The sequence below is a fragment of the Bradyrhizobium sp. GW821-FHT13H06 genome (genome assembly GCF_058803975.1).
Window position 1 is genome coordinate 412,062 of sequence record NZ_JBXAPN010000005.1, and the last position, 22,510, is coordinate 434,571.

Annotated in this window: 19 protein-coding genes; 4 read left to right on the forward strand and 15 right to left on the reverse strand. The window is 64.7% G+C overall.

The window, feature by feature from the left end; translation table 11 throughout:
• Positions 1 to 19: 19 nt before the first annotated feature.
• Positions 20 to 706 (reverse strand): HAD family hydrolase, encoded by a 687-nt coding sequence (locus AC1RQP_RS23490; RefSeq protein WP_492938661.1) that lies wholly within the window; start codon positions 704 to 706, stop codon positions 20 to 22.
• Between the two features lie 154 nt (positions 707 to 860).
• Here AC1RQP_RS23490 and AC1RQP_RS23495 point away from each other — a divergent pair, with 154 nt between their 5' ends.
• On the forward strand, positions 861 to 1,313 hold the full coding sequence (locus AC1RQP_RS23495) for a nuclear transport factor 2 family protein (RefSeq protein ID WP_239621803.1): 453 nt from the start codon (positions 861 to 863) through the stop codon (positions 1,311 to 1,313).
• A 217-nt stretch (positions 1,314 to 1,530) separates the two neighbouring features.
• On the opposite strand, the gene AC1RQP_RS23500 is transcribed toward AC1RQP_RS23495, so the two are convergent.
• The 10 genes from AC1RQP_RS23500 to AC1RQP_RS23545 all read right to left on the reverse strand — a co-directional run bounded on the left by AC1RQP_RS23500 (position 1,531) and on the right by AC1RQP_RS23545 (position 15,737).
• On the reverse strand, positions 1,531 to 1,722 hold the full coding sequence (locus AC1RQP_RS23500; protein ID WP_024341426.1) for a hypothetical protein: 192 nt from the start codon (positions 1,720 to 1,722) through the stop codon (positions 1,531 to 1,533).
• A gap of 223 nt (positions 1,723 to 1,945) precedes the next feature.
• Entirely contained in the window at positions 1,946 to 2,356 is a 411-nt protein-coding gene (locus AC1RQP_RS23505) for an acyl-CoA thioesterase (RefSeq protein ID WP_492938662.1), read from the reverse strand.
• 7 nt (positions 2,357 to 2,363) lie between these two features.
• On the reverse strand, positions 2,364 to 4,460 hold the full coding sequence (locus tag AC1RQP_RS23510) for a 3-hydroxyacyl-CoA dehydrogenase NAD-binding domain-containing protein (RefSeq protein ID WP_492938663.1): 2,097 nt from the start codon (positions 4,458 to 4,460) through the stop codon (positions 2,364 to 2,366).
• A gap of 2 nt (positions 4,461 to 4,462) precedes the next feature.
• Entirely contained in the window at positions 4,463 to 5,746 is a 1,284-nt protein-coding gene (locus AC1RQP_RS23515) for an acetyl-CoA C-acetyltransferase (protein WP_492938664.1), read from the reverse strand.
• A complete protein-coding gene (locus AC1RQP_RS23520; protein ID WP_492938665.1) occupies positions 5,746 to 8,013 on the reverse strand; it encodes an acyl-CoA dehydrogenase in 2,268 nt (755 codons plus the stop codon). The genes AC1RQP_RS23515 and AC1RQP_RS23520 overlap by 1 nt, the downstream gene beginning before the upstream one ends.
• Before the next feature lie 281 nt (positions 8,014 to 8,294).
• The gene (locus tag AC1RQP_RS23525; protein ID WP_239621798.1) at positions 8,295 to 8,918 is read right to left on the reverse strand and encodes a flavin reductase family protein; all 624 of its coding nucleotides are present in this window, start codon (positions 8,916 to 8,918) and stop codon (positions 8,295 to 8,297) included.
• 178 nt (positions 8,919 to 9,096) lie between these two features.
• Entirely contained in the window at positions 9,097 to 9,696 is a 600-nt protein-coding gene (locus tag AC1RQP_RS23530; RefSeq protein ID WP_492938666.1) for a TetR/AcrR family transcriptional regulator, read from the reverse strand.
• A 34-nt stretch (positions 9,697 to 9,730) separates the two neighbouring features.
• Positions 9,731 to 12,868, reverse strand: a complete 3,138-nt coding sequence (locus AC1RQP_RS23535; protein ID WP_492938667.1) for an efflux RND transporter permease subunit — start codon at positions 12,866 to 12,868, stop codon at positions 9,731 to 9,733.
• Positions 12,869 to 13,046: 178 nt separating this feature from the next.
• The gene (locus AC1RQP_RS23540) at positions 13,047 to 14,153 is read right to left on the reverse strand and encodes an efflux RND transporter periplasmic adaptor subunit (RefSeq protein ID WP_492938668.1); all 1,107 of its coding nucleotides are present in this window, start codon (positions 14,151 to 14,153) and stop codon (positions 13,047 to 13,049) included.
• Between the two features lie 243 nt (positions 14,154 to 14,396).
• Positions 14,397 to 15,737 (reverse strand): MFS transporter, encoded by a 1,341-nt coding sequence (locus AC1RQP_RS23545; protein WP_492938669.1) that lies wholly within the window; start codon positions 15,735 to 15,737, stop codon positions 14,397 to 14,399.
• 81 nt (positions 15,738 to 15,818) lie between these two features.
• Here AC1RQP_RS23545 and AC1RQP_RS23550 point away from each other — a divergent pair, with 81 nt between their 5' ends.
• Positions 15,819 to 16,295, forward strand: coding sequence for a ribosomal maturation YjgA family protein (locus tag AC1RQP_RS23550; protein ID WP_492938743.1), 477 nt, complete (start codon positions 15,819 to 15,821; stop codon positions 16,293 to 16,295).
• Here AC1RQP_RS23550 and AC1RQP_RS23555 read toward each other — a convergent pair.
• Entirely contained in the window at positions 16,261 to 17,295 is a 1,035-nt protein-coding gene (locus tag AC1RQP_RS23555; protein ID WP_492938670.1) for a LacI family DNA-binding transcriptional regulator, read from the reverse strand. The genes AC1RQP_RS23550 and AC1RQP_RS23555 overlap by 35 nt on opposite strands.
• 61 nt (positions 17,296 to 17,356) lie before the next feature.
• On the opposite strand from AC1RQP_RS23555, the gene AC1RQP_RS23560 reads away from it, so the two are divergent.
• Positions 17,357 to 18,460, forward strand: coding sequence for a DUF1932 domain-containing protein (locus AC1RQP_RS23560; RefSeq protein WP_492938671.1), 1,104 nt, complete (start codon positions 17,357 to 17,359; stop codon positions 18,458 to 18,460).
• A gap of 34 nt (positions 18,461 to 18,494) precedes the next feature.
• Here AC1RQP_RS23560 and AC1RQP_RS23565 read toward each other — a convergent pair whose 3' ends face one another.
• Together AC1RQP_RS23565 and AC1RQP_RS23570 are read right to left on the reverse strand one after the other, a co-directional pair.
• Positions 18,495 to 19,661, reverse strand: coding sequence for a winged helix-turn-helix domain-containing protein (locus AC1RQP_RS23565; protein WP_492938672.1), 1,167 nt, complete (start codon positions 19,659 to 19,661; stop codon positions 18,495 to 18,497).
• Positions 19,662 to 19,770: 109 nt separating this feature from the next.
• Positions 19,771 to 20,016: a hypothetical protein gene (locus AC1RQP_RS23570; protein ID WP_492938673.1), complete on the reverse strand. Its 246-nt coding sequence runs from the start codon at positions 20,014 to 20,016 to the stop codon at positions 19,771 to 19,773.
• Between the two features lie 335 nt (positions 20,017 to 20,351).
• Here AC1RQP_RS23570 and AC1RQP_RS23575 point away from each other — a divergent pair, with 335 nt between their 5' ends.
• Positions 20,352 to 20,993, forward strand: a complete 642-nt coding sequence (locus tag AC1RQP_RS23575) for an OmpA family protein (protein ID WP_492938674.1) — start codon at positions 20,352 to 20,354, stop codon at positions 20,991 to 20,993.
• Positions 20,994 to 21,050: 57 nt separating this feature from the next.
• On the opposite strand, the gene AC1RQP_RS23580 is transcribed toward AC1RQP_RS23575, so the two are convergent.
• Positions 21,051 to 22,481 (reverse strand): phospholipid carrier-dependent glycosyltransferase, encoded by a 1,431-nt coding sequence (locus AC1RQP_RS23580; protein WP_492938675.1) that lies wholly within the window; start codon positions 22,479 to 22,481, stop codon positions 21,051 to 21,053.
• Between the last annotated feature and the right edge of the window lie 29 nt (positions 22,482 to 22,510).

Genomic DNA, 22,510 nt, shown 5'->3' on the forward strand with positions numbered 1-22,510 from the left:
GCCCTCACCACACCATTTCTTACCAAGTCATGGCGTTCGCAAGACGCGCGAGCAGCGCCGGATCGTCGAAGGCGCTGGCAGAAGTGACCGCGCCTGATGCAACCAGGTCGGCATGGCTGAGGCTGGTCCGGATGCCGACGGTCGGAATTCCGGCCGCCGTGGCGGATTGCACGCCGGTGCGGGAATCCTCGAATGCGATCGAGGTTTCCGGCCTCGCCCCGACCAAACGCAGCCCTTCCTGATAGGGCAGCGGATGCGGCTTGCCGTGCGGCAGCTCGGCGCCGATCACGAGCGCCTTGAAGCGATGGGTGATGCCGAGACCGGACAGCAGCAGCTCGGCGTTGAGGCGCGGCGCATTGGTCACGGCGACCATGGGGATGCCGGCGCTGTCGGCCCGGTCGAGCAGCGCCATCAGGCCGGGCAGCGGTGCGATCTGTCCGGTCACGAGCGTGCGGAAGACCTCCTCCTTCTCATCGAGGATCATGGCCCGCTGTTCCGGCGCCTCGTCGGGCAGAAAGCGCTCGCCGATCGCGACATTGGCGAAACCTTGCAGCTCCCTGGAGAAGCGCGCGTGATCGAAGACATGGCCGCGAGGTCCGAGCACCTGGTTGAAAGCCTTCAAGTGCAACGGATCGGTGTCGGCGAGCGTGCCGTCGATGTCGAACAACAACGCCCTGCCCATCGCATTGTAGCTGGCCTCGATCATTTCTGTACTTTCCCAAATGCGCGACGCATCGATGCGCGAGACGTATCAATACGGCCCCGATCGCGCAATCGCGCATTCACATGACGACAATGCGACACTCGACAAAGTCGCGCGCGGCTGCAACACTTGGTGCAAGATCAAAAAGGAGGAAACGATGACGATCAACCGACGCGATCTGGCTCTCTCCACTCTCGCCGTCTCCGCGCTTGCGTTCGCCACGCCGGCGCTCGCCGCTTCGGCGGACGAGGAAGCCGTGGCGAAGAAGGTCGAGGCCTTCCGCCTTGCCCAGATCGCGGCTGATCCGAAAGCGCTCGCCGCGCTGTGCTGGGACGATCTCAGCTACAGCCATTCCAGCGGCAAGGTCGAGGACAAGGCGACCTTCATCGCCAACGCCACCGACGGCAAATCGAAATTCCTGTCGATCGAATACAAGGACCCCACCATCAAGGTGGTCGGCCCCGCAGCGATCGTGCGTTTCCACTGGCTGGGCGAGCAGGAGATGACGGCCGACGGGAAAAAAGTATCGACCAACCTTCACATCCTGATGAACTGGCAGAAGCAGGGCGACGAGTGGAAGCTGCTGTCGCGAGCTGCGACGAAGTTGTGATGGCGTATTAACTTAACCCTCTCCCCTTGTGGAAGAGGTGGCGCGCCGCGAGACGGATGAGGGATTCTATCAACGAGCAAACCTCTCGCAATTTCGCGGATGCATACCCCTCATCCGGCGCTTCGCGCCACCTTCTCCCACAAGGGAGAAGGTGGACAGATGTGTGCTCGGCAAAAAATTCCGGCCTCGCGCTTTGCTCGCCCCGGAATGACGGCGCTTACGCCGCCTCCTTCACGTCGCCGTTAACCAGCTTGCGCGCGGCGCGTTCGGCCTCGCGGGCGTTACGGAAGAGCTGGCCTTCGAGACGGTTGAAGCGGTGGGACGAGGCGAAGAAGCAGTAGCCTCCTTGAGAGCGAACGACGATACCTGCGGTCTGCGAATTGACTTCAATGATGTAGCTGTCCGGCATGGTCCGTGGATCCCTCAGTGCGGGCAAATAACGACACTCTTGCCCAAAGGTTCCCAGGCATTTGAGGCCGTTTCCACCCCGAATCGACACGCAATTGAGTACGCCGGGACCTCATCCGTTTTATGACTGGTTCTTGGCGAAGCCGCGACGAGGATGACTCACCCGCGCCGCGTTTTGCAGCGATTGCCACGTCTCGCAGGATGAGGCAGAGCGTCGCGCGCGATTACGTAGCGATCGGCGCATCGTTTCGCTGGATCGCCTGCGGACGGCCGTGGTCGTCGATCGAGACGTAGGTGAAATTGCCGTCGGTGACGAGGAACGGATGAAGCTCCTTGCGCCGCAATGCCCAGGCCTCGAGATGCACCGTCAGCGAGGTGCGCCCGACGCGCACGAGATTGGCGTAGACCGAGACGAGATCGCCGACATAGACCGCTTTGCGAAAGTTCATCGCCTCGATCGCGACCGTCACGGTGCGCGACCTCGCAGCCTTCGAGGCGAACACGCCGCCGCCGACGTCCATCTGGCTCAGGAGCCAGCCGCCGAAGATGTCGCCGTTTGCGTTCGTGTCGGCCGGCATCGCCAGCGTGCGGATGCAGAGATCGCCGCTCGGCCCGGTCGTCGCTTGTTCGCTCATATCGCTCTCACTTGAAACTGTCCCAGCCCGGATCAGGCGCAAAGCGCGCGCCGAATCGCTCGGCCAGCGCGCGCAATGTGGAGATCACGTCATCCACGCCACGCGTGCGCGCATAGTTCAGCGGGCCGCCGCGGAACGGCGCATAGCCGGTGCCGAAGATCATGGCGCCATCGACCGCATCGGCATCGTCGACGATGCCTTCGCGAAGCGCTGCGATGCAGACGTTGGACATCGGCAGCACGAGGCGGTCGATCATCTGGTCGTTGACCCTCGGGCTGGTTTCGGGAAGCGGCGCCTTCTCCGCCTTGCCGTCCTTCCAGGTGTAGAAGCCCTTGCCGGACTTGCGCCCGAGCTCGCCCTTGGCGACCTTCTCGCGCAGCCAGGCCGGCGTCGGCGGCAGCAGATCGCCGAACTTGGTCCGCAGCATGTCGCCGACGTCGAGGCAGATGTCGAGCCCGACCTGATCGGCGAGCTCGATCGGCCCCATCGGCATCCCGAACTGCTCGGCCGCAGCGTCGATCAGGCGCTGATCGGTCTTCTCGTCCAGCATCACCATCGCTTCCAGCATGTACGGCGTCAGCGCGCGGTTGACGAGGAAGCCGGGCGAGCTCTTCACGGCGAGCGGCAGGCGGTCGATCGCGCCGACAAAGGCGAGCGCGTCCTTCAGCACCTGCGGATCGTTGCCGTCATGACTGACGACCTCGACCAGCTGCAACCGCGACACCGGATTGAAGAAATGCAGGCCGACCAGCCGCTCCGGACGCGCCAGAGTGGTGCGCAAGTCCTGAAGCGGAATGCTCGACGTGTTGGTCGCAAGGATCGCACCCGGCTTCATCCGCGGCTCGAGGCCGGCATAGACCTTCTGCTTCAGCTCGAGCTTCTCGGGCACCGCTTCGATGATGAGATCGGCGTTGCGGACGCCCTCCCCGCCGATGTCGGGGACGAGACGATCGAGCGCGTCACGCACCTCGGTCGGCTTGCGGATGATCTTGCCGTAGAGCTCGGCTGCGCGCTTCACCGCACCCGCGATCGGCTCCGCCTTCATGTCGGCGAGCGAGACGCGCAGCCCCTGCCCCGCACACCAGGCGGCGATGTCGCCGCCCATCGCGCCGGCGCCGATGACATGGACGTGCCTGACCGCATTGCCGCTGCCTGCGGCCTTCTTCATCTGCTCGCGCAGGAAGAACACGCGGATCAAATTCTGCGCGGTCGGCGTCACCATCAATTTGGCGAAGGAAGTCTGCTCCGCCTTCAGCATCGCGGCCTTGCTGCCGCCATGGGTCTCCCAGAGATCGATCAGCGCGTAAGGCGCGGGATAATGCTCGCGGGATGCGGCCTTCGCCGCCTCCGCGCGCATGCGCCTGGCCAGCAGGCCACGCACCGGCCCGAGATTGGCCGCGCGCGCGAGCAGACCGGGCCTGGCCCGCTTCAGCCGGCCGAACAGCGCATCCTTCACCGCGCCGTGGACGTGGCGCTCCTGCGTCACGGTATCGACGAGGCCGAGCGCCCTGGCGCGGCGCGCATCGATGGTGCGGCCGGTCAGCATCAGCGCCATCGACTGGGTCGGATTGACCAGCGCGGTGAACCGCGCCGTGCCACCGAGGCCGGGGTGCAGGCCAAGCATCACCTCAGGGAAGCCGAAGCGCGCACCGTCGATGGCGATGCGCGCCTGGCAGGCGAGCGCGACCTCGAGCCCGCCGCCGAGACAGAAGCCGTGGATGACCGCGACCGTCGGCAGCCTCAAGGCTTCCAGGTGGTCGACCACCGCATGCGCGGCGCGGATGCGCGTCTCCACCATGGCGGGATCAGAGGCGCCGCGGAATTCGTTGACGTCGGCTCCGGCGATGAAGCCGGAGGGTTTGGCCGAACGGATCACGAGGCCGGCCGGACGCTCGGTCTCGATCGCGGCAAGAACGGCGTCGAACTCCTCCATCACATCGGAGGACAGGGTGTTGGCGCTTGCATCAGCGCGGTCGAACAGCAGCCAGGCAACCCCATCGGCGTCACGCGTCAGCTTGAAATGCCTGTATGGGCTGTCCGCCGCGGGCGGAGGCCCGAGCGTCAGGACGCGGTCGCCCAGCGCGGTCATGATCTTCGAATCCATGGTCACACCGCCTCGATCAGCATGGCGCCGCCGAGCCCGCCGCCGATGCATTCGGTGGCAACGCCACGCCGTGTGCCGAGCCGCTTCATGGCGTTGACGAGATGCAGCACGATGCGGTTGCCGGACGTGCCGACGGGATGGCCGAGCGAAATGGCGCCGCCGTCGACGTTGAGCCTGTCACGGTCGATCTCGCCGGCCGCACCATCCAGCCCAAGAATCTCGCGGCAGAATTTGTCGTCGTTCCAGGCGGCGAGGCAGCCGAGCACCTGCGTCGCAAAGGCCTCGTTCAGCTCCCAGGTCTCGACATCCTTGATCGTGAGATTGTTGCGCGTGAGCAGCGGCGTCGCCGACATCACGGGCCCGAGCCCCATGATGCTGGGATCGAGCGCGGCCCAGTTGCTGTCGACGATGACGGCCTTCGGCGTCAGCCCGTGCTTTGCGACCGCGGCGTCGGACGCCAGGATCACCCAGGAGGCACCGTCGGTGATCTGCGAGGAATTGCCGGCGGTGACCTGTCCCCAGGGGCGCTCGAACACCGGCCGGAGTTTTGCAAGTGACTCGACCGTCGAATCCGGACGCACACCGTCGTCATGGTCGAAGAACTTACCATCGCGGGAGAACGCGGTCTCGACCTCGCCCTTGAGAAAACCCGCGCCCTGCGCATACGCAAGGCGGCGATGGCTTTCGGCGGCATAGGCATCGGACTGTGCGCGCGTGATGCCGAAGAGATGGCCGACGACCTCCGCGGTCTGGCCCATGTTCAGCTCGGTGACGGGATCGGTCAACCCGCGCTCGAGGCCGATAATCGGCTTGAGATAGCGCGGCCGCAGCTTGAAGGCCGCCGCGAGCTTGGCGGCAACGCCCTTGGCGGTGGCGAGGCCGGCGAACCAGCGTACGCCGGAATTCGGCCAGACCAGCGGCGCGTGGCTCAGCGCCTCGGTGCCGCCGGCGAGGATCATGTCGGCATGACCCTCGCGGATGTAGCGGTAGGCGGTGTCGATCGACTGCATGCCGGAGCCGCAATTGATCTGCACGGTGAAGGCGACCATGTCCTCGCCCATACCGAGCCGGAGCGCGGCGACACGGGCCGGGTTCATCTCGTCCGCGATCACGTTGACGCAGCCGAGGATGACCTGATCGAAAGCGTCAGGCGAAAACGGCTGGCGCGCCAGGAGCGGCCGGCCGCATTGCACGGCAAGATCGACCGGCGTGAACGGACCGGGCCCCGAACGCGCCTTCAGGAACGGCGTCCTGCTGCCGTCAACGATGAAAACCGGTCGTGCCATCAGCTCGCCGCCCTCTGTTCACCGAGTTCCTGGAAGAACTGATGCACATTGACGGTTTTCTTGTAAATCGGCGACAGCGCCTCGGGCGCAAAATCGTCGACCTCTATCACTTTTGTGACGGCTTCGCGGGCTGCGGCGAGCTGCTCGCCCTCAGCCTGCGTGATCACGCCCTTGGCGACCGCTTCCTTCCAGTCGCGGATCTGCGCGGCGCGCAGGCGCCTGGCGATGGCGTCCGTGCTGGCGACCAGCTCGAATGCGCGCTCCAGCCGGGCAAAACCGCCGTCGTCATCGACCCGGGCCAGATCCGGCGTGAGGCGCTCGCGTGCCGCCGACGGCTCCAGCACGATGCCAGCGCATTGGTGCACGACGCTGTCGGAGGGGCCGAGCACGCGCGCACCGAACGGCTGGACCACGAGCCTGAGGAAGCCCGCGACGAAGCGGTTGGGCAGATTGGCGAGGATCTCGGCGAGCCGGTTCTCGATGGTCCGAAAGCCCGTCGCCATGCACCATTCCAGCGCAGCAAAATCCTCCTTCTGCCGGCCCTCGTCCTGCCAGCGCTTCAGCGCGGCCGAGAGCAGATAGAGCTCGGACAGGATGTCGCCGAAGCGGGCCGACAGCATCTCCTTGCGCTTGAGCGCGCCGCCGAGCGTTAGCAGCGCCATGTCGGCGCAGAGCGCAAAGGCCGCGGAGTAGCGCGAGAGCTGTCGATAGAATGGCGTCGCATCGCCCGCGTCCGGCGCCGGCGCGAATGCGCCAAAGGTCCAGCTGCGGCCCAAGGCGCGGAACAGGGTCCGGAAACTATGGCCGACATGCTTCCAGAACGCCTTGTCGAACGCGGTAAGGCCGCGCTCGCGGTCTGAATCGGCGAGCGCATTCATCTCGTCGAGCAGATAGGGGTGCGCGCGGATGGCACCTTGCCCGAACACGATGAGGTTGCGGGTCAGGATGTTGGCGCCCTCGACCGTGATGCCGACCGGCACGGCGCGGTGCAGATTGCCGAGATAGTTTTGCGGCCCGTCGATCACGGCCTTGCCGCCATGGATGTCCATGGCGGCATCGATGGCGGTGCGCATCCGCTCGGTCGCATGCAGCTTCATGATGCCGGAAATGACGGCGGGATGAATGCCGGCATTCAGCGCAGCACAGGTCAGCCGCCGTGCCGCGTCGAGCTGGTAGGCGGTGGCGACGATGCGCGCGAGCGGCTCCTCGACACCTTCGAACTTGGAGATGGAGATGCCGAACTGCTCGCGGATGCGGGCATAGGCGCCGGTGGTGCGCGCCGCATAGGCGGCACCCGCGGCAGAGAGCGACGGCAGCGAGATGCCACGGCCGGCGGCCAGCGCCGTCATCAGCATCTTCCAGCCCTGGCCCAGCCGCTCCTTGCCGCCGATGACATAGTCGAGCGGGATGAAGACGTCGCGTCCCCAATTCGGACCGTTCTGGAACACCTGCATCGATGGCAGATGGCGCTGGCCGATCTCGACGCCGGGCAGGTTGGTCGGGATCAGCGCCACGGTGATACCGAGCTCTTCTTGATCGCCGACCAGACGATCCGGGTCGTAAGCCTTGAAGGCGAGGCCCAAAAGCGTCGCGACCGGGCCTAGCGTGATGTAGCGCTTGTGCCAGTTGAGCCTGAGGCCGACGGTCTCGCGGCCCTCGAACTCGCCCTTGCAGATGATGCCGGTGTCGACCATCGAGGCGGCATCTGAGCCGGCTTCGGGGCTGGTGAGCCCGAAGCAGGGAATGTCGCGGCCGTCGGCGAGGCGTGGCAGCCAGCGTTCCTGCTGCTCCCTGGTACCGAAGCGCATCAGGAGCTCGCCCGGGCCGAGTGAGTTCGGCACCATCACGGTGACGGCCGCCGCGATCGAGCGGGTCGGGATCTTGCGCACCACTTCCGAATGCGCGTAAGGCGAGAAGCCGAGGCCGCCGAACTCCTTCGGGATGATCATGCCGAAGAATTTCTCGCGCTTGACGAAATGCCAGACATCCTGCGGCAGGTCGCGCCACTCCCAGAAGATCTTCCACTCGTCGAGCATGGCGCAGAGCTCGTCGACGGGACCGTTCAGGAAGGCCCGTTCCTCATCGGTCAGCCTCGCCTGCGGCACCTTCAGCAGCTTCGACCAATCAGGGTTGCCGGTGAAGAGATCGGCATCCCACCAGACGTCACCCGCCTCCAGGGCCTCGCGCTCGGTCTCGGACATCGCCGGCAGCACGCCGCGCGCCCAGGAAAAGATCGGCTTCGTGATGGTGTCGCGGCGGAAGCTCATGGCAGACCTCATGATCGGCGCGTTTCGCAGGCATTTTAGCGGAAAGTGGGTGGCGGATGTGAAGACTTCGGCTGCGACATTGACGCGGCCGGGCGGCCCCGGACCATAACGGCCGGGGTGCGGGGGCGGTTCCGGGAGGGGCAATGGGGGTAGAATGTCATTCCGGGGCACGCGAAGCGTGAGCCCGGAATCCATCGTGCGGCAGCGTCGGTGGATGAATGGATTCCGGGCTCGACGCTACGCGTCGCCCCGGAATGACATGTGGAGAGAGAAGCGCCGGCCTAATCCGGCCGGATCATCTCGAACATGTTTTCCGGCTTGATCTCGAAATAGTCGCCGCGGCGGCCGGCGCGGACGATCGGGCGGGCGGCGGCGGTCTGGTAGACGCCGTCCTTGATCATGGCCTTGTCGATGTGCACGGCGACGACCTCCCCTAACGTCAGCCAGGCGTCGGCCTCCTTGCCGTCGGCGCCCTTGAGGCGGACGATGTCGGACACCTTGCACTCGAAGGCGACGGGGCTCTCGCCCACCCGCGGCACGTTGACGAGCTTGCCGGGCACGGCGGTGAGCCCCGCAAGCTTGAACTCGTCGACCTCCGGCGCGACATGCGCCGCGGTCGCGTTCATGTGCTTGGCCAGGTCCATCGTGGCCAGATTCCAGACGAACTCGCCGGTCTGCTGCATGTTCTCGACCGTGTCCTTCCAGTTGGTGGAGGAGAAGCCGATGATCGGCGGCACGTAACAGAACGCGTTGAAGAAGCTGTAGGGCGCGAGGTTGACGTGGCCCTTGGTATCGCGGGAGGAGATCCAGCCGATCGGCCGCGGCGCGATGATGGCGTTGAAGGGATCGTGCTTGAGGCCGTGGCCCTTGGAGGGCTCGTAGAAGTAAAGGTCTTTGTCGGTCACGCGGGTGCTTCCTTTTCGTCATTGCGAGCGCAGCGAAGCAATCCAGAATCCCTCCCCGGAGACAGTCTGGATTGCTTCGCTGCGCTCGCAATGACGGAGTTTGTTGGTCCGTCCTGGCCGCTTCCAGCCGGTCAGCCCGGGGCGGCCGACTGCTTATAGAGGGAAACCCGCCGCCTCGTCAGTGGCGCGGCGACAGACCCGCGATGACGAAATCGATCATCTGATCGATGGTCGGGCCAGGCTTGGTGGCACACTGGGCGATCATCTGGGGGTGGAAGAACCGCATCATCGCGGTGCAGGCGCACAGCGAGGCCAGCTGCAGGTCCGGCGCCTCGAACTCGCCGGAGGCGACGCCTTGCGCGATCATCTGTCCGACCACGCCGGCGATGCACTCCATATGGTTGACGCAGACCTGCCAGTCCTCCTGCATCGCGATCTCGACCATCTCGTGCAACTTGTTGTCGCCGACATAGCGCTCGGTGTTCATGCGGTGGATGGTGGTGAGCAGCTCGCGGAAGCGCTCCCTGACCGGACCGGGCTGTGCGACGATCCCCCGGGCCTCGAGCTCGACCTCTCCCATGAGCGAGCGGGCCACCGCCTGATGAATCGCTTTCTTCGATTCGAAGAAGCGATAGACGTTGGCGGGGCTCATCCGGAGCTCCTTGGCGATATCCCCGACCGTGGTCTTCTGGTAGCCGATCTGGCGGAACAGCCGCTCAGCCACCTCGAGAATACGATCCCGGGTCTCGCCTTCGATATGTTCCGCAACCAGTGTCATTTGTCAGGACTCGTCCGCCAGCACTTCATCTCACTTATTCAGCCGCTTCAGCAAGCGGAATAGCTGAATGCTCATCGCTCCCATGCTGCGGCGCGGCAGGCTGTTCGGGGATACCTGCCTCATCCAGGCTCTTCCTGAACCACAGGGCGTAGAGGCCCGGCAGATACAGGAGCGTGAGGAAGGTCGCGACGAACAGGCCGCCCATGATGGTGATCGCCATCGGGCCCCAGAAGGCCGAGCGTGACAGCGGGATCATGGCGAGGATGGCCGCGAGCGCCGTCAGCACCACGGGCCGGGCGCGGCGGACGGTGGCTTCCACGATCGCCTCGCGCCGGGGCAGGCCGTGCGAGACGTCGGTCTCGATCTGGTCGACCAGGATGACCGTGTTGCGCATGATCATGCCGGCGAGCGCGATCAGGCCGAGCAGCGCCACGAAGCCGAACGGGGCATTGGCGACGTTGAGGCCGAGCGAGGCGCCGACGATGCCGAGCGGCGCGGTCAGGAACACCAGGATCAGGCGCGAGAAGCTCTGAAGCTGGATCATCAGCAGCGTCAGCATCACCATGACCATCACCGGGAAGAGGATGAAGATCGAGGCGTTGCCCTTGGCGGATTCCTCGAACGCCCCGCCGGGCTCGATCCGGTAGGCCGGCTCGAGGTGGTCCGTGATCGCCTTCAGCTTCGGCGTGATCTGGTTGGTGACATCAGGGGCCTGCACGCCGTCGACGACGTCGGAGCGCACGGTGATCGCCATGTCGCGGTTGCGCCGCCACATGATCGGTTCCTCATGGGCATACTCGATCTTGGCGATCTGCTGCAGCGGCACGGCAACGCCATTGCGCGAGGTGATGGTGAGATCACCGACACCGCCGAGGTCGAGGCGTTCTGACGGGATCGCGCGGGCGACCACGCCGACCTTCTCGATGCCGTCGCGCACGGTCGTGACCTGCGAACCCGAGATCAGCATCGCCAGCGCCTGCGAGACGTCCTGCGGGGTCAGGCCCATGGCACGGGCACGATCCTGGTCAACGACGAGCTTGAGGTAAGGCGATTGCTCGTTCCAGTCGAGCTGGACGTCCTTGACGCTCTTGTTCTGCCGCATCACGTCGCGGACCTGGTAGGCGATCTCGCGCACCTTGTTGGCGTCGGGGCCGATAACGCGGAACTGGACAGGGAAGCCAACCGGTGGACCGAAGTTGAAGCGGTCGACGCGCACGCGCGCCTCGGTCAGGAAGCCTTCGGCAGCTGCGTTCTCGATCTTCGCCTTGATGCGCTCGCGCGCCTCGACGCCCTTGGCGACGATGACGATCTCGGCGAAGGCCTCGTTCGGAAGCTGCGGATTGAGGCCGAGCCAGAAGCGCGGCGAGCCCTGGCCGACATAGGAGGTATAGGTCTCGATGTCCTTGTCGTCCTTCAGCAGCGTTTCGGCCTTCTTCACCGCCTTTTCGGTGACGTTGAAAGCGGTGCCTTCGGGCAGGCGCAACTGGAGGAACAGCTCGGGCCGCTCCGACAGCGGGAAGAACTGCTGCTGCACATGGCCGAAGCCGACGATCGAGGCGACGAAGACGACGACGGTGGCAACCACCACGGTGATGCGGTGATTGACGCACCATTGCACGATGGCACGCAGGCCGCGGTACATGCGGGTCTCGTAGACCGCGTGCGGATCGTGGTTGTGGTGCGCCTTCATGTCCGGGAGCAGCTTGACGCCGATATAGGGCGTGAAGATCACCGCCACGAACCAAGAGGCGACCAGCGCGATCGCCACGATCCAGAAGATGCTGCCGGCATATTCGCCGACCGCGGAATTGGCAAAGCCGATGGGGAGGAAGCCGGCAGCCGTGACCAGCGTTCCCGTGAGCATCGGGAACGCAGTCGATTCCCAGGCAAAGGACGCCGCGCGCATGCGGTCCCAGCCCTGCTCCATCTTCACCACCATCATCTCGACCGCGATGATGGCGTCGTCGACGAGCAGGCCGAGCGCGATGATCAGCGCGCCGAGCGTGATGCGGTGCAGATCGAGCGACATCGTGTTCATGACGATGAAGACGATGCCGAGCACCAGCGGCACCGACAAGGCGACCACGATGCCGGTGCGCCAGCCGAGCGCCAGGAACGAGACGAACAGCACGATGACGAGCGCTTCCATGAAGGAATGCACGAACTCGCCGACGGCGTGCTCGACCACCTTGGGCTGGTCGGCGATCAGCTTGACGTCGATGCCCTGCGGCACGGCCTTCATGAACTCGTTGGTCGCCTTCTCGACCTCCTTGCCGAGATCGAGAATGTTGGCGCCCTTGGCGGTGACGACGCCGATGCCGATCGCGGGCTTGCCCTCCTGGCGCACGACGAAGCTCGGCGGATCGACAAAGCCATGGGTGACGGTGGCGATATCGCCGAGGCGGAACACGCGGCCGTTGCTCTCGACCGGCGTTTCGGCGACGGCCTTGGCACCGTCGAGTGCGCCGGTGACGCGCAGCGGCACGCGCTGCGACGAGGTCTCGACCGTGCCGGCCGGCGTCACGTTGTTCTGCTTGGCGAGCGAATCGAACAGCGCCTGCGGCGTGATGCCGAGGGTGGCGAGCTTGGCGTGGGAGAACTCGACGAAGATGCGCTCGTCCTGATTGCCGTAGACGTCGACCTTGGTCACACCGGGCACCTTCAGGAGGCGCTGACGAAAACCTTCCGAGACCTTCTTCAGCTGGGCATAGTCGGCGCCGTCGCCGGTCATCATGTACAGGATGGAATCGACGTCGGAGAACTCGTCGTTGACGACGGGCCCGAGGATGCCGGACGGCAGCTGGCCCTGCACGTCGACCAGCTTCTTGCGCAAGAGGTAGAAGAGATAAGGCACGTCCTTCGGCGGCGTGTTGTCGCGGAACGTAACCTGGAGCGCGGTGAAGCCGGGCTTGGAATAGGTCTGCACCTTCTCGAAATAGGGCAGCTCCTGGATCTTCTTCTCGATGGGGTCGGCGACCTGGGTCTGCATCTCCTGCGCGGTCGCGCCCGGCCACATCACGGAGACGTTGACCACCTTCACCGTGAAGAAAGGATCCTCGGCGCGGCCGAGCTTCTCATAGGAGAAGAAGCCGGCGACGCCGAGCACGATCATCAGGAAGAGAACCAGCGTCGGATGGCTGACGGCCCAGGCCGAAAGGTTGAAGCGCTTCATCGCTCTCTCCGAAAAGAAGATCCAGTTGCAAATACGACAGCCGCTCTATCACCCCGTCATCGCGAGGCAGCGAAGCAATCCAGGGGGCTGGGCAGGTTCTGGATCGCTTCGCCGCTTCAGCCTTTGCTTAGGGACAAAGGCCGAAACTCTCCTCGCAAGGACGAACTCGTAAACAAACCTAGAAAGACAGGGACGACACGATCCGCACCCGCTGGCCCGGATCGAGTTTCTGCACACCGAGGGTGACGATCTTGGCGCCCTCTTCGACGCCACTGGTGATGATCACGTCGTTGCTCTCGTAGGACTTCACCGTGACCGGCTTCAAAGTGAGCGCACCGTTGTCGTCGACGACGTAGAAGGACGGCTTGCCGCCTTCATTGAACAGTGCCGACAGCGGCAGCCGCGCGACGCGCTCGGTCGCGGCGTCCGACAGCGTCAGCGTCGCGGTCATGCCGAGCGCGACCTTGTCGTCGGCCTCGGGCAGCGAGAACTTTGCCAGATAGGTGCGCGTGGCCGGGTCGGCCGCCGGCGCGATCTCGCGCAGCTTGGCCGCATACTTCTTGTTCGGCTCGGACCAAAGAGTGACGCTGGCGACGCCCGACTTGGCGCGTCCGACCAGCGTCTCAGGGATCGCGACGACCGCTTCCTTTTCGGCAAAGCGGGCGACACGGATCGAGGCCTGGCCCGCGGCAACCACCTGGCCGGGCTCGATCAGCGTTGCGGTGACGACGCCTCGGGCGTCGGCGTTGAGCGTCGCGTAGGAAAGGGAATTCTTGGTCAGTTCGACCGAGCGCTCGGCCCGGTTCAGGCGCGCACGGGCCTCATCGGCGGCGGCGCGACTCGAATCAAGTTGGGCATCGGTGGTCCAGCCCTTGGCCTTCAGGTCCTTGGCGCGCTGCTCGGCGGCGGCGGCCTGGGCCAGCACACCGGTCGCGGCAGTCTGCTCGGCGACGGCCTGCTCGGCCTGGAGTTTCAGGTCGACCTCGTCGAGGGTGGCCAATGGCTGGCCGATTTCGACGGTCTGGCCGACCTCGACCAAGCGCTTGGCAACCTTGCCGGCGACGCGGAAGCCGAGATCGCTCTCGATCCGCGGCCTGATGGTGCCGACGAAGCTGCGCTCCGGCGTCTCGGCACTATAATGCGCGGTCGCAACCAAAACCGGCCGCGGCGGCTCGGCCTTCTCGGCGACAGTATCATTGCACCCGGCCAGGGCTGCGGCCATCAGAGCCAGCGACACACCCGCCAAGAGCTTGGAATAGCTGGATAAAACCGACCGGACGAACATCGAAGGACACTCCTGCATCTCGATTTGAGGAATGTCGACTAATCACTGACGAAAGTCAATAATCGTCAGTCATCAGGAAACCGTGATCGTTAAGCGGTGGTAAGGGTTGGGGGGCCATGTTGCGAAGGTGCGATTGTAGGGCGGGCAAAGCGGAGCGTGCCCACCAACCCGATCAGCGCAGGAAAAGATGATGGGCACGGCGCGCAAGGGGCGCGCCTTTGCCAACCCTACTAATTGACGCCCTTACCGCCCCTGCTCGGCAAACTCGTGCTTGCTGTCGTGGCCGCCGACGAAGACCAGCAAGCCGGCGATCAGGGGCAGCACGGCGAGGACGAGCAAACCGGTCGAGGTCTGGCCGGTGGCTTCCTTGACCCAGCCGATCAAATAGGGCCCGCCGAAACCGGCGAGATTGCCGATCGAGTTGATCAGGGCGATGGCGCCGGCCGCCGCGGTGCCGGAGAGCCAGGCGGTCGGCAACGTCCAGAACACGCCGAAGCAGCAGAACACGCCGATCGCGGCGACCGTCAGCGCCACCATCGTCAGGGTGGGATCGGTGAGAGAGGAGGAGATGCCGAGAGCAACGGCTGTGAGTAGCAGCGGGGCGCCGACATGCATGACGCGCTCGCGACTCGCATCCGAATGCCGCGCCCACAGGATCATGGCGATGGTGCCGAACAAATACGGGATCGCGGTGACGAAGCCGGTCTGCGCGTTGGTGAGGCCGAACGCCTTGACGATCTGCGGCAGCCAGAACTGCATGCCATAGAGCGCGCCGACGAAGCCGAAATAGATCAGGCTGAGTGCAATCACCTTCTGTGACGACAGCGCCTCGCCCAGCGAGAAGTGCTTCACTGCCTGCTTTGCCGCGATCTCCGAGTCGAGCTTCGCCTTCAGCCAGGCCTTCTGCTCGGCCGAGAGCCAGTCCGCCTTCTCCGGTCTGTCGGTGAGATAGAACCAGGTGACGATGCCGAGCAGCACGGAAGGAATGCCCTCGATGATGAACAGCCACTGCCAGCCCTTCAGCCCCATCATGCCGTCGAGCCCGAGCAGCAGGCCCGAGATCGGCGCGCCGATCACGGTCGAGACCGGAACGGCGATGGCGAAGGCCGCGAGGAAGCGGGCGCGATATTGGGCCGGATACCAGTAGGTGAGATAGAGGATGATGCCGGGGAAGAAGCCGGCCTCGGCGACGCCGAGCAGGAAGCGCAGGACGTAGAAGCTCGTCACGCCGCTGACCATTGCCATCAGTGCCGAGATGATGCCCCAGGTCACCATGATGCGGGCGATCCAGCGGCTCGCGCCGAATTTTTCCAGCGCAAGGTTGCTCGGCACCTCGAAGATGAAATAGCCGATGAAGAAGATGCCGGCGCCCCAGGAGAAGATCAGCGGGGTGAACTTCAGCTCCGCATTCATGGTCAGCGCGGCAAAGCCGAGATTGACGCGGTCGAGATAGGAGAAGAAGTAGGCTAGCACCAGAAACGGAATCAGGCGCCAGGAGATGGCGCGGATGGTCGAGGTCTCGATGTCGCTCTTGCTGGCGCTCTTGGCTCCGCCGGCAGAACCGGCATAGGTGGTCTGGTTCATGGCTTCCCCCCGGGGTTGTTGCTTTTCTAGGGCTGAGTGGCGGTTTTGAGCATCGCGGGCAAAGAGTCAATGGAACGAGCAATGCGCGGGGCGCAGCCGGATCAACCTGTTGCGCCGCGCCTGACATCGCTGATCCGCGCCGCCCTCGCCGCGATGGTGATCGTCTGCGGGTTGTCGCTGCGCTGGTACGGCTTTCCGCTCGGGCTTCCGGCCTTCGTGGTGAAATATGGCGGCTCGCTGTTATGGGCGACGATGGTTTTCTTGCTGGTCGGGGTTGTGCTGCCACGCCTGACGCGGACGCAGATTGCAGCCATCGCGGTGGCGATTGCGGGCGTCGTGGAATTCTCCCGCCTGGTGCACACGCCATGGCTCGATGCGTTCCGGCTGACAGCAGCCGGCGCGCTGCTGCTCGGTCGCATATTCTCGCTGTGGAATCTGGTGGCCTACCTGATCGGTATCGTCGTCGGCATCTGGCTCGACAGCCGCGTTGCGAGAAACCGGATTCAGCCCCAGCCAAACACGCTCAATTCGCAACAGGCCGCGTCGACCCGCGAATGATCAGTTCCGTCGGCACGGTGAGACCACGGCCGCGCTCGATCTCATCGCCGCGCATACGCTCCAGCAGCATGGTCGCGGCATGGCGGCCCATCGCCGCGAGATCCCACGCAATCGCCGTAATGGGCGGCGTATGCAGTTCGGCGAGATCCGAATCGCTGCCGGCCACCACCGAAATCCCGTCCCCGACCGCGATGCCCATCGTTCGCAGCGCTCTCAGGCAACCGCCGAGCATATCCATCGCCGCGACGAAGAGCGCCGTCGGGGGATCGGCAAGGCTCATCAGCGACGCCGTCGCCCGATAGGCTTCTTCACTCGAGAGCACATTGTCGCGCAGCAGCCTCGGATCCGGCACGACGCCCGCCGCCGCATAGGCCTCACGAAGTCCCTCGAGGCGGCTGCGCGACGGGAAGGCCTTGGTGTCGCCGACAAGCACGGCAATTCGCCGGTGCCCAAGGCCGAGCAGATGGCTCGTCGCAAGGCGCGCGCCCTGGCGATGATCGGCTGTGACGCGATCCAGTGCCTCGATACGATCCCGGTCGATGAGCAGGACCGGCATCGGCGCCTCCGACAGCGCTTCGCGCACGTCGCGATGCTGCTCATCGCTCAGCGTCATCATCACGCCATCCACCCGGCGCCTGCGGAAAGCACTCAGCAGGGCGATCTCGACTTCGGGACGATTGGTCGTGCTCGCCAGCAGCAACGTGTATCCGGCCTCACGCAGGACCGCTTCGGCCTCCTTGATGAACAGCGCGAAGCGCGGGATGTCGAAATCACGAATGGCGCAGGCGACGAGCCGCGACCGGCCCGCGCGCATGCTCTGGGCCGTGACGTCAACCTCATAGCCGAGATGCGCCATGGCCCTTTCGACGCGCTCGCGCAGCTCCCGGGTCACCGTGGGATGGTCGTTGAGCACACGAGATACCGTGCCGACCGCGACGCCAGCCTCCCGGGCGACGTCCCTGACCTTCACGGTTTGCGATCGGCGAGTCTGCGCTGGCATGGCATCATATGAACCGGTTCACGATCTCTGGCAAGTCACTCTCCTGATATTTGCTATACGATTGAACAACCTGATCAACAATTGCTTTCCGGCGATTATCCCTCAAATGAACCGTTTCATTGACTCTGGCGTCGAACTCAGCACAATGGCGGCGGTGGGAAGTCGCGCGAGGAGACCTCGCCCTCCATCGGAATCGGACCGGTCGGATACAGGAGACAGCTCAGCCATGCAGCAGCCCAAGATCGCCTTCGTTGGATTTGGCGAGGCCGCGCAATGCTTCGCAAAGCATCTCGCGACCCAGACCCGAGCACGGATCGTCGCATTCTGTCAGGGCAAGACGAACGCGCCGCCCTACTCTCGGGCTTTTCGCGCGGTGGCGGCCGATTGTGGCGTCACGCTCGCCGACCGGCTCGAGGACCTCACGGACGCGGACGTGATCTTTTCCGCCGTCGTCGTTGCCGTCGCGGCTGAGACGGGTGAGGCCATTTCGAAGATCATCCGTCCCGGCTGTCTCGTGGTGGACATCAACGCTGCGACCCCGCGAACGAAGAACCGTGTCGCCGAAGCCGTCGAGGCGCGCGGCGGCCTGTTCGCGGACGCGAACCTGATGGGCTCCGTCGATCTCTATGGTGCCGCGGTCACGCTCTACACGTCCGGCAGCGGTGCCGAGCGCTTCGCCGACATCTTCAAACCACTCGGCTTCCGCATCGAGGTGGCTGGTCCCGAAGCCGGGACCGCAGCGGCCGTGAAAATGTTGCGGAGCGTGGTGACGAAAGGCATGGAGGCGCTGCTGGTCGAAGCTCTGACCGCCGCAACGCTTGCCGGCGTGCGCGATGAAACCATGCGCGGGATCTGCACGTCGATGGATGCCACCACGTTCAGCAAGTTCCTGGACATGTGCGTCCGCTCCGACGTCCTTCATGCCGAGCGCCGGGCGGTGGAGATGGATGGCGTGGCGGCGGGCCTGCGGGAACTGGGATTCGACCCCGTGATGACGACTGCCACGACCGAGCGCCTGAGAGTCTCCGCGCGACTGGGGCTGCGCGACGAGTTCGCGCGACGTTCGGACTATTCCGCCGCCGAGGTGCTGGACCGGTATGCGTACGTGCTGTCCGGTCCTGGGGCCGAGCCGCGAGACTCGCACGCACTCAGGGATTCATCCTAATCGCATCGCGCTTTAGACAGGGGAATGATGACGTTCACTCCGTGAGCTGAAACCGTTCGAAGCGATCGAGCTCTTCCTCGATCACACGCTTGAGCTCCTTGCGCCCCGCGGTCTTCCTTCCCTGCCCGACCCAGGTCCATTTCTGCATCAAGAGCTTCTTCGCCTGCCGGTCGGTCTTGAGATCCAGCGCGGCGACGATCTCGTCGCCGACCAGCACGGGCAGCGCGAAGTAGCCGAGCTTGCGCTTGGCCTTCGGCACGTAGGCTTCGAACAGATGGTTGTAGCCGAAGATGAGATTGGTGCGCTTGCGCTGGATGATCAGGGGATCGAACGGCGAAAGAATGTGGACGAGATCGGGCGGCGGCCCTTCGCCGCCCGCCTCCAGCGCTGCGGGCGAGGCCCAATGCTCCTGCTTGCCGGCGCCCTCGAGCGTAACAGGCACGAGCTCGCCGCGGCGGACGCGCGAGGCGATCAGGCGCGCGACCGGCTTCTTGCTCGGCGCGTCGAGATGGCAGATCGAATCGAGACTGACCACGCCCTGCGCGCGCAGCGCGCGGTCGAGCAGATAGGCCGTGATCTCCCTTGCCGATGCCGGCCTCGGCAGCTTGTCCCAGCCGAAATGACGGTTCATCAGCTCATAGGTCTTGAGCATGCCCTGGCGCTCGCTGATGGTGACGGCGCCGGTATAGAAGGCGAGTTGCAACGCGCGCTTCGACGGCTTGCGGCTCTGCCAGAGGTGCTCCTTTTCGACGAGCACGTCGTCCTCGATGTCGCGGATCGTCAGCGGGCCGGCGCGCAGCAGTCGCATCACCTTGCGCGTGTCGGCCGGCTTCACCGAGCCGAACCATCTGTGTCCCTCGCGCCGGTGCTCGCGCATCGCCGGCAGGAAGAACCGGAAGTCGGCGGCCGGCACGTAGGACAGCGCGTGCGTCCAGTATTCGAACACGCTCTTGTCGACGCTGTGGGCCTGGCGAAGATCGGCGCGACGGTAGGACGGGATCCTGCTGAACAGGATGTGGTGATGGCAGCGCTCGATGACGTTGATGGTGTCGATCTGCACATAGCCGAGATGAGCAGTCGCGTCGGCGACGGCCCGCGCGCCCTCCCCGAACGGCGTGCGCACGTCGAGCCGCTGGGCATGCAGCCAGATCTGCCGGGCCTGCGTGGTCGAGAGCGGAAGTGGTTTCGGGGCGCGGGGCATTGCGGAATGCAATGTAGCCGGATTCGCCGCGAGGCAAGAAGCAGGGACGCGAAAAAGCCGCGCTGCCATCTGCTGCCAGCGCGGCCATCACGTCCGGGATCGCGGGAGCCTACTTCATCGCCATCGCCTTCTCGGCGCTCATATAATGCTTGCAGGCGCCGCGCATGTTGCCCTTGCTCATGTCGGAATTGGCCGCGGTCATCGACTTCCTCGCTGCGATCTTGCCCGGCGTGTCTTCGCCGCCCATCCCGGCAACGAGCTTGGCCATATTTGCACTGGTGCACGCCATCTTGGCGGCGGATGCGGGGGACAGCGCAAGCGCCACGAATGCCGTCGCGAGCAACAGGGTCTTCATCAATCTTCTCCTCCAGGACAGGCAGCCGGCCTGATGCCGGCCACCACAACTGCCATTCTTCAACGGCAAGTTTTTCAGGGAGAAGACATTTCGTTGCCGCATTGCCGAATCAGCCCGCTCTCGGCGTGCGGCTTTTGGGCGCTCCCCCGACGCTCTTTCGGCGATCAGGAACGGGGATTTCCGGGGTTCCCAGTCCCGCCCCAAGCCGCAGACGATCGAGACAGATCAGAGCCGCGGGCAATTTCGAATGTGAGGAAGATCACATCGAGGCTTTCGAACCTCCCCTAGGCTCGCAGCATCAAATCGCCATCAGGCGTAGCAGCGAGGATTCGACAATGACCCGTTTTGATAAGTCTTTTGCATTGAAGGCGATTACTCTTACCGCAGCCCTGTCGATGACGGCGGGCCTGGCCCTGGCCGGCGACAGCAATGTCTCCACCGACAAAATCATCGATGCACTGAAGCCCAAGCCGGCAACCCGCGGCCTGTCCGTCGGTCCGCAGGCCGACACGACCGCGCAAGCCAAGGAAGCGACCTTCCTGAACACGGTGCGCAACCGCTCGACCCGGTCGCTCTCGACCGGCGAGCGCGAGCAGATCGCCGAGCTCGCGGCGACCAAGCCGAAGATCGATCTGGAGATCCAGTTCGACTACAACTCGGCCGACATCGCCAAGACCTCGGTGGCATCGGTGCAGGCGCTCGGCAAGGCGTTGTCCGATCCGGCGCTGAAGGGCTCGACCTTCGTGGTCGCCGGTCACACCGATGCGACCGGCGGCGAAGAGTACAATCAAGGGCTCTCCGAACGGCGGGCCGACACCATCAAGAAATACCTGATGCAGAACTACGGCCTCAACGGCACCGATCTGGTCACCGTCGGCTACGGCGAGACCAAGCTGAAGGATGCCGCCAACGGCACCGACCCGATCAACCGCCGCGTCCAGGTCGTGAACATGGACACCAAGACCGCAGCGAAGTAGACGCGCGATCGTCGCGCAAGAGACACGCCGCCTGCCGCAGCCCGGCAGGCGGCGATGTCATATCCAGCTTTGAAACAGCATCAGGCGGCCGAAGGTTCGCATGGACGTGCCGATGAAGGCTGCGGAAATCGGCAGCATGACCGCAAAGCCGGCCGCAGCGACGCCGACATAGGCCCACAGCAGCCAGCGCGGCAGCCCCTCCCGGCGCAGCACATAGACCAGCGCCAGCGACGCCGCGGTCGCCGCCGGCAGGTAGTAGTAGATGAAGCCCAGGGTACGCGGCAGTAACGCCCAGGCGAGCCAGGGACCGAAATAGAATGCCACGATCAGGAATGCATCCCACCGTCGCGCCAGGATGAAATCCCGCAACACGATGACGAGCGCGAGCAGAGCCGGCCAGAGCACCAGCGGATTGCCGAGGAAGACGATCGCAGCGACGTTGTCATCTCCCGTCTTGTCGAACAGGAACCACACCGGGCGCGCGAGCAACGGCCAGGACGGCCATGCGCTCATATAGGTGTGGCCGGCGATGGCCGTCGTGGTGTTGTCGGCGAAGATCCGCCGCTGCGCCTCGATCAAATCCGGCAGCGACACCCCATGGAGCGGGACGAAAGCGGCAAGGTAGGTCACCATCGGCAAGACGGCGAAGCAGAGCGCGACATGATGCAGCCTCAAGCCGGGCCACAGCTCCGGCCGATACCAGTCCTCCGGCCTCGCGTCGGCGAACCGCGTATGCCAGCCCTGCATCAGGCGGATCACCGCAACGATGCCGATGCAGACGCCAAGCGGAAACAGGCCGCTCCATTTGCAGGCCGCAGCAAGTCCGAACAGAGCTCCTGCCGCGGAAAAAAAGGCATGCGGCCGCTCTCCTCGAAAGCCATGCATGAAGGCCGCGGTCGCAAGCAGGCCGAAGCCGAGTGCAAAAACGTCGAGCATCGCGATGCGAGCCTGCACGTACAGCATCTGGTTGAACGCCGCAATCAGCGCCGCGGCGATCGCGGGCCCTTGCGCGGAAAACAGCGCGAGCCCGCACAGATAGATTGCAACGATCGCCAACGCGCCGAACAACGTCGCGGGGTAACGCCAGCCAAGCGCGTTGTCGCCGAAGGTCGCGATCGATGCCGCGATCAGCTCCTTGGCCAGCGGCGGATGCATCGGATTGAGCATCGGCTGCGACATCACGGGCGCCAGCATCTGCCGCGCCGCCGGCACGTAATGCACCTCGTCGAAGACGAATTTCTCCGGCGTGGCGAGACCGATCAGCAGCGCCAGATGTGCAACCAGGAAAATCGCGACAGCAATCACTGCGCTCCGCGACAGTTTTGGAACTGCGAACGCCTCGAGCGGCTGCTGTTGAGATATCTTGCGTGGCAAATTTGCGTCACCGCGGACAAAAACAAGGATCGTCGTTTTCATTGAACGCATTCTGCCGCAACTGTCACTAAGCATAGCGCACGTCCCGCGCCGCTTGTGATAATTTCGCCACATCGCAAGCGAGCGCGATCCGGTACGATCAG

Excerpts from the sequence above, each read along its gene's own strand:
- AC1RQP_RS23490 (WP_492938661.1), bottom strand. The coding sequence starts at position 706 with ATGATCGAGGCCAGCTACAATGCGATGGGCAGGGCGTTGTTGTTCGAC.
- AC1RQP_RS23545 (WP_492938669.1), bottom strand. The coding sequence starts at position 15,737 with ATGAACCAGACCACCTATGCCGGTTCTGCCGGCGGAGCCAAGAGCGCC.
- AC1RQP_RS23510 (WP_492938663.1), bottom strand. The coding sequence starts at position 4,460 with ATGGATTCGAAGATCATGACCGCGCTGGGCGACCGCGTCCTGACGCTC.
- AC1RQP_RS23505 (WP_492938662.1), bottom strand. The coding sequence starts at position 2,356 with ATGAGCGAACAAGCGACGACCGGGCCGAGCGGCGATCTCTGCATCCGC.
- AC1RQP_RS23565 (WP_492938672.1), bottom strand. The coding sequence starts at position 19,661 with ATGCCCCGCGCCCCGAAACCACTTCCGCTCTCGACCACGCAGGCCCGG.
- AC1RQP_RS23575 (WP_492938674.1), top strand. The coding sequence starts at position 20,352 with ATGACCCGTTTTGATAAGTCTTTTGCATTGAAGGCGATTACTCTTACC.
- AC1RQP_RS23535 (WP_492938667.1), bottom strand. The coding sequence starts at position 12,868 with ATGAAGCGCTTCAACCTTTCGGCCTGGGCCGTCAGCCATCCGACGCTG.
- AC1RQP_RS23550 (WP_492938743.1), top strand. The coding sequence starts at position 15,819 with ATGCGCGGGGCGCAGCCGGATCAACCTGTTGCGCCGCGCCTGACATCG.
- AC1RQP_RS23570 (WP_492938673.1), bottom strand. The coding sequence starts at position 20,016 with ATGAAGACCCTGTTGCTCGCGACGGCATTCGTGGCGCTTGCGCTGTCC.
- AC1RQP_RS23540 (WP_492938668.1), bottom strand. The coding sequence starts at position 14,153 with ATGTTCGTCCGGTCGGTTTTATCCAGCTATTCCAAGCTCTTGGCGGGT.
- AC1RQP_RS23555 (WP_492938670.1), bottom strand. The coding sequence starts at position 17,295 with ATGCCAGCGCAGACTCGCCGATCGCAAACCGTGAAGGTCAGGGACGTC.
- AC1RQP_RS23530 (WP_492938666.1), bottom strand. The coding sequence starts at position 9,696 with ATGACACTGGTTGCGGAACATATCGAAGGCGAGACCCGGGATCGTATT.
- AC1RQP_RS23495 (WP_239621803.1), top strand. The coding sequence starts at position 861 with ATGACGATCAACCGACGCGATCTGGCTCTCTCCACTCTCGCCGTCTCC.
- AC1RQP_RS23580 (WP_492938675.1), bottom strand. The coding sequence starts at position 22,481 with ATGTGGCGAAATTATCACAAGCGGCGCGGGACGTGCGCTATGCTTAGT.
- AC1RQP_RS23515 (WP_492938664.1), bottom strand. The coding sequence starts at position 5,746 with ATGGCACGACCGGTTTTCATCGTTGACGGCAGCAGGACGCCGTTCCTG.
- AC1RQP_RS23500 (WP_024341426.1), bottom strand. The coding sequence starts at position 1,722 with ATGCCGGACAGCTACATCATTGAAGTCAATTCGCAGACCGCAGGTATC.
- AC1RQP_RS23520 (WP_492938665.1), bottom strand. The coding sequence starts at position 8,013 with ATGAGCTTCCGCCGCGACACCATCACGAAGCCGATCTTTTCCTGGGCG.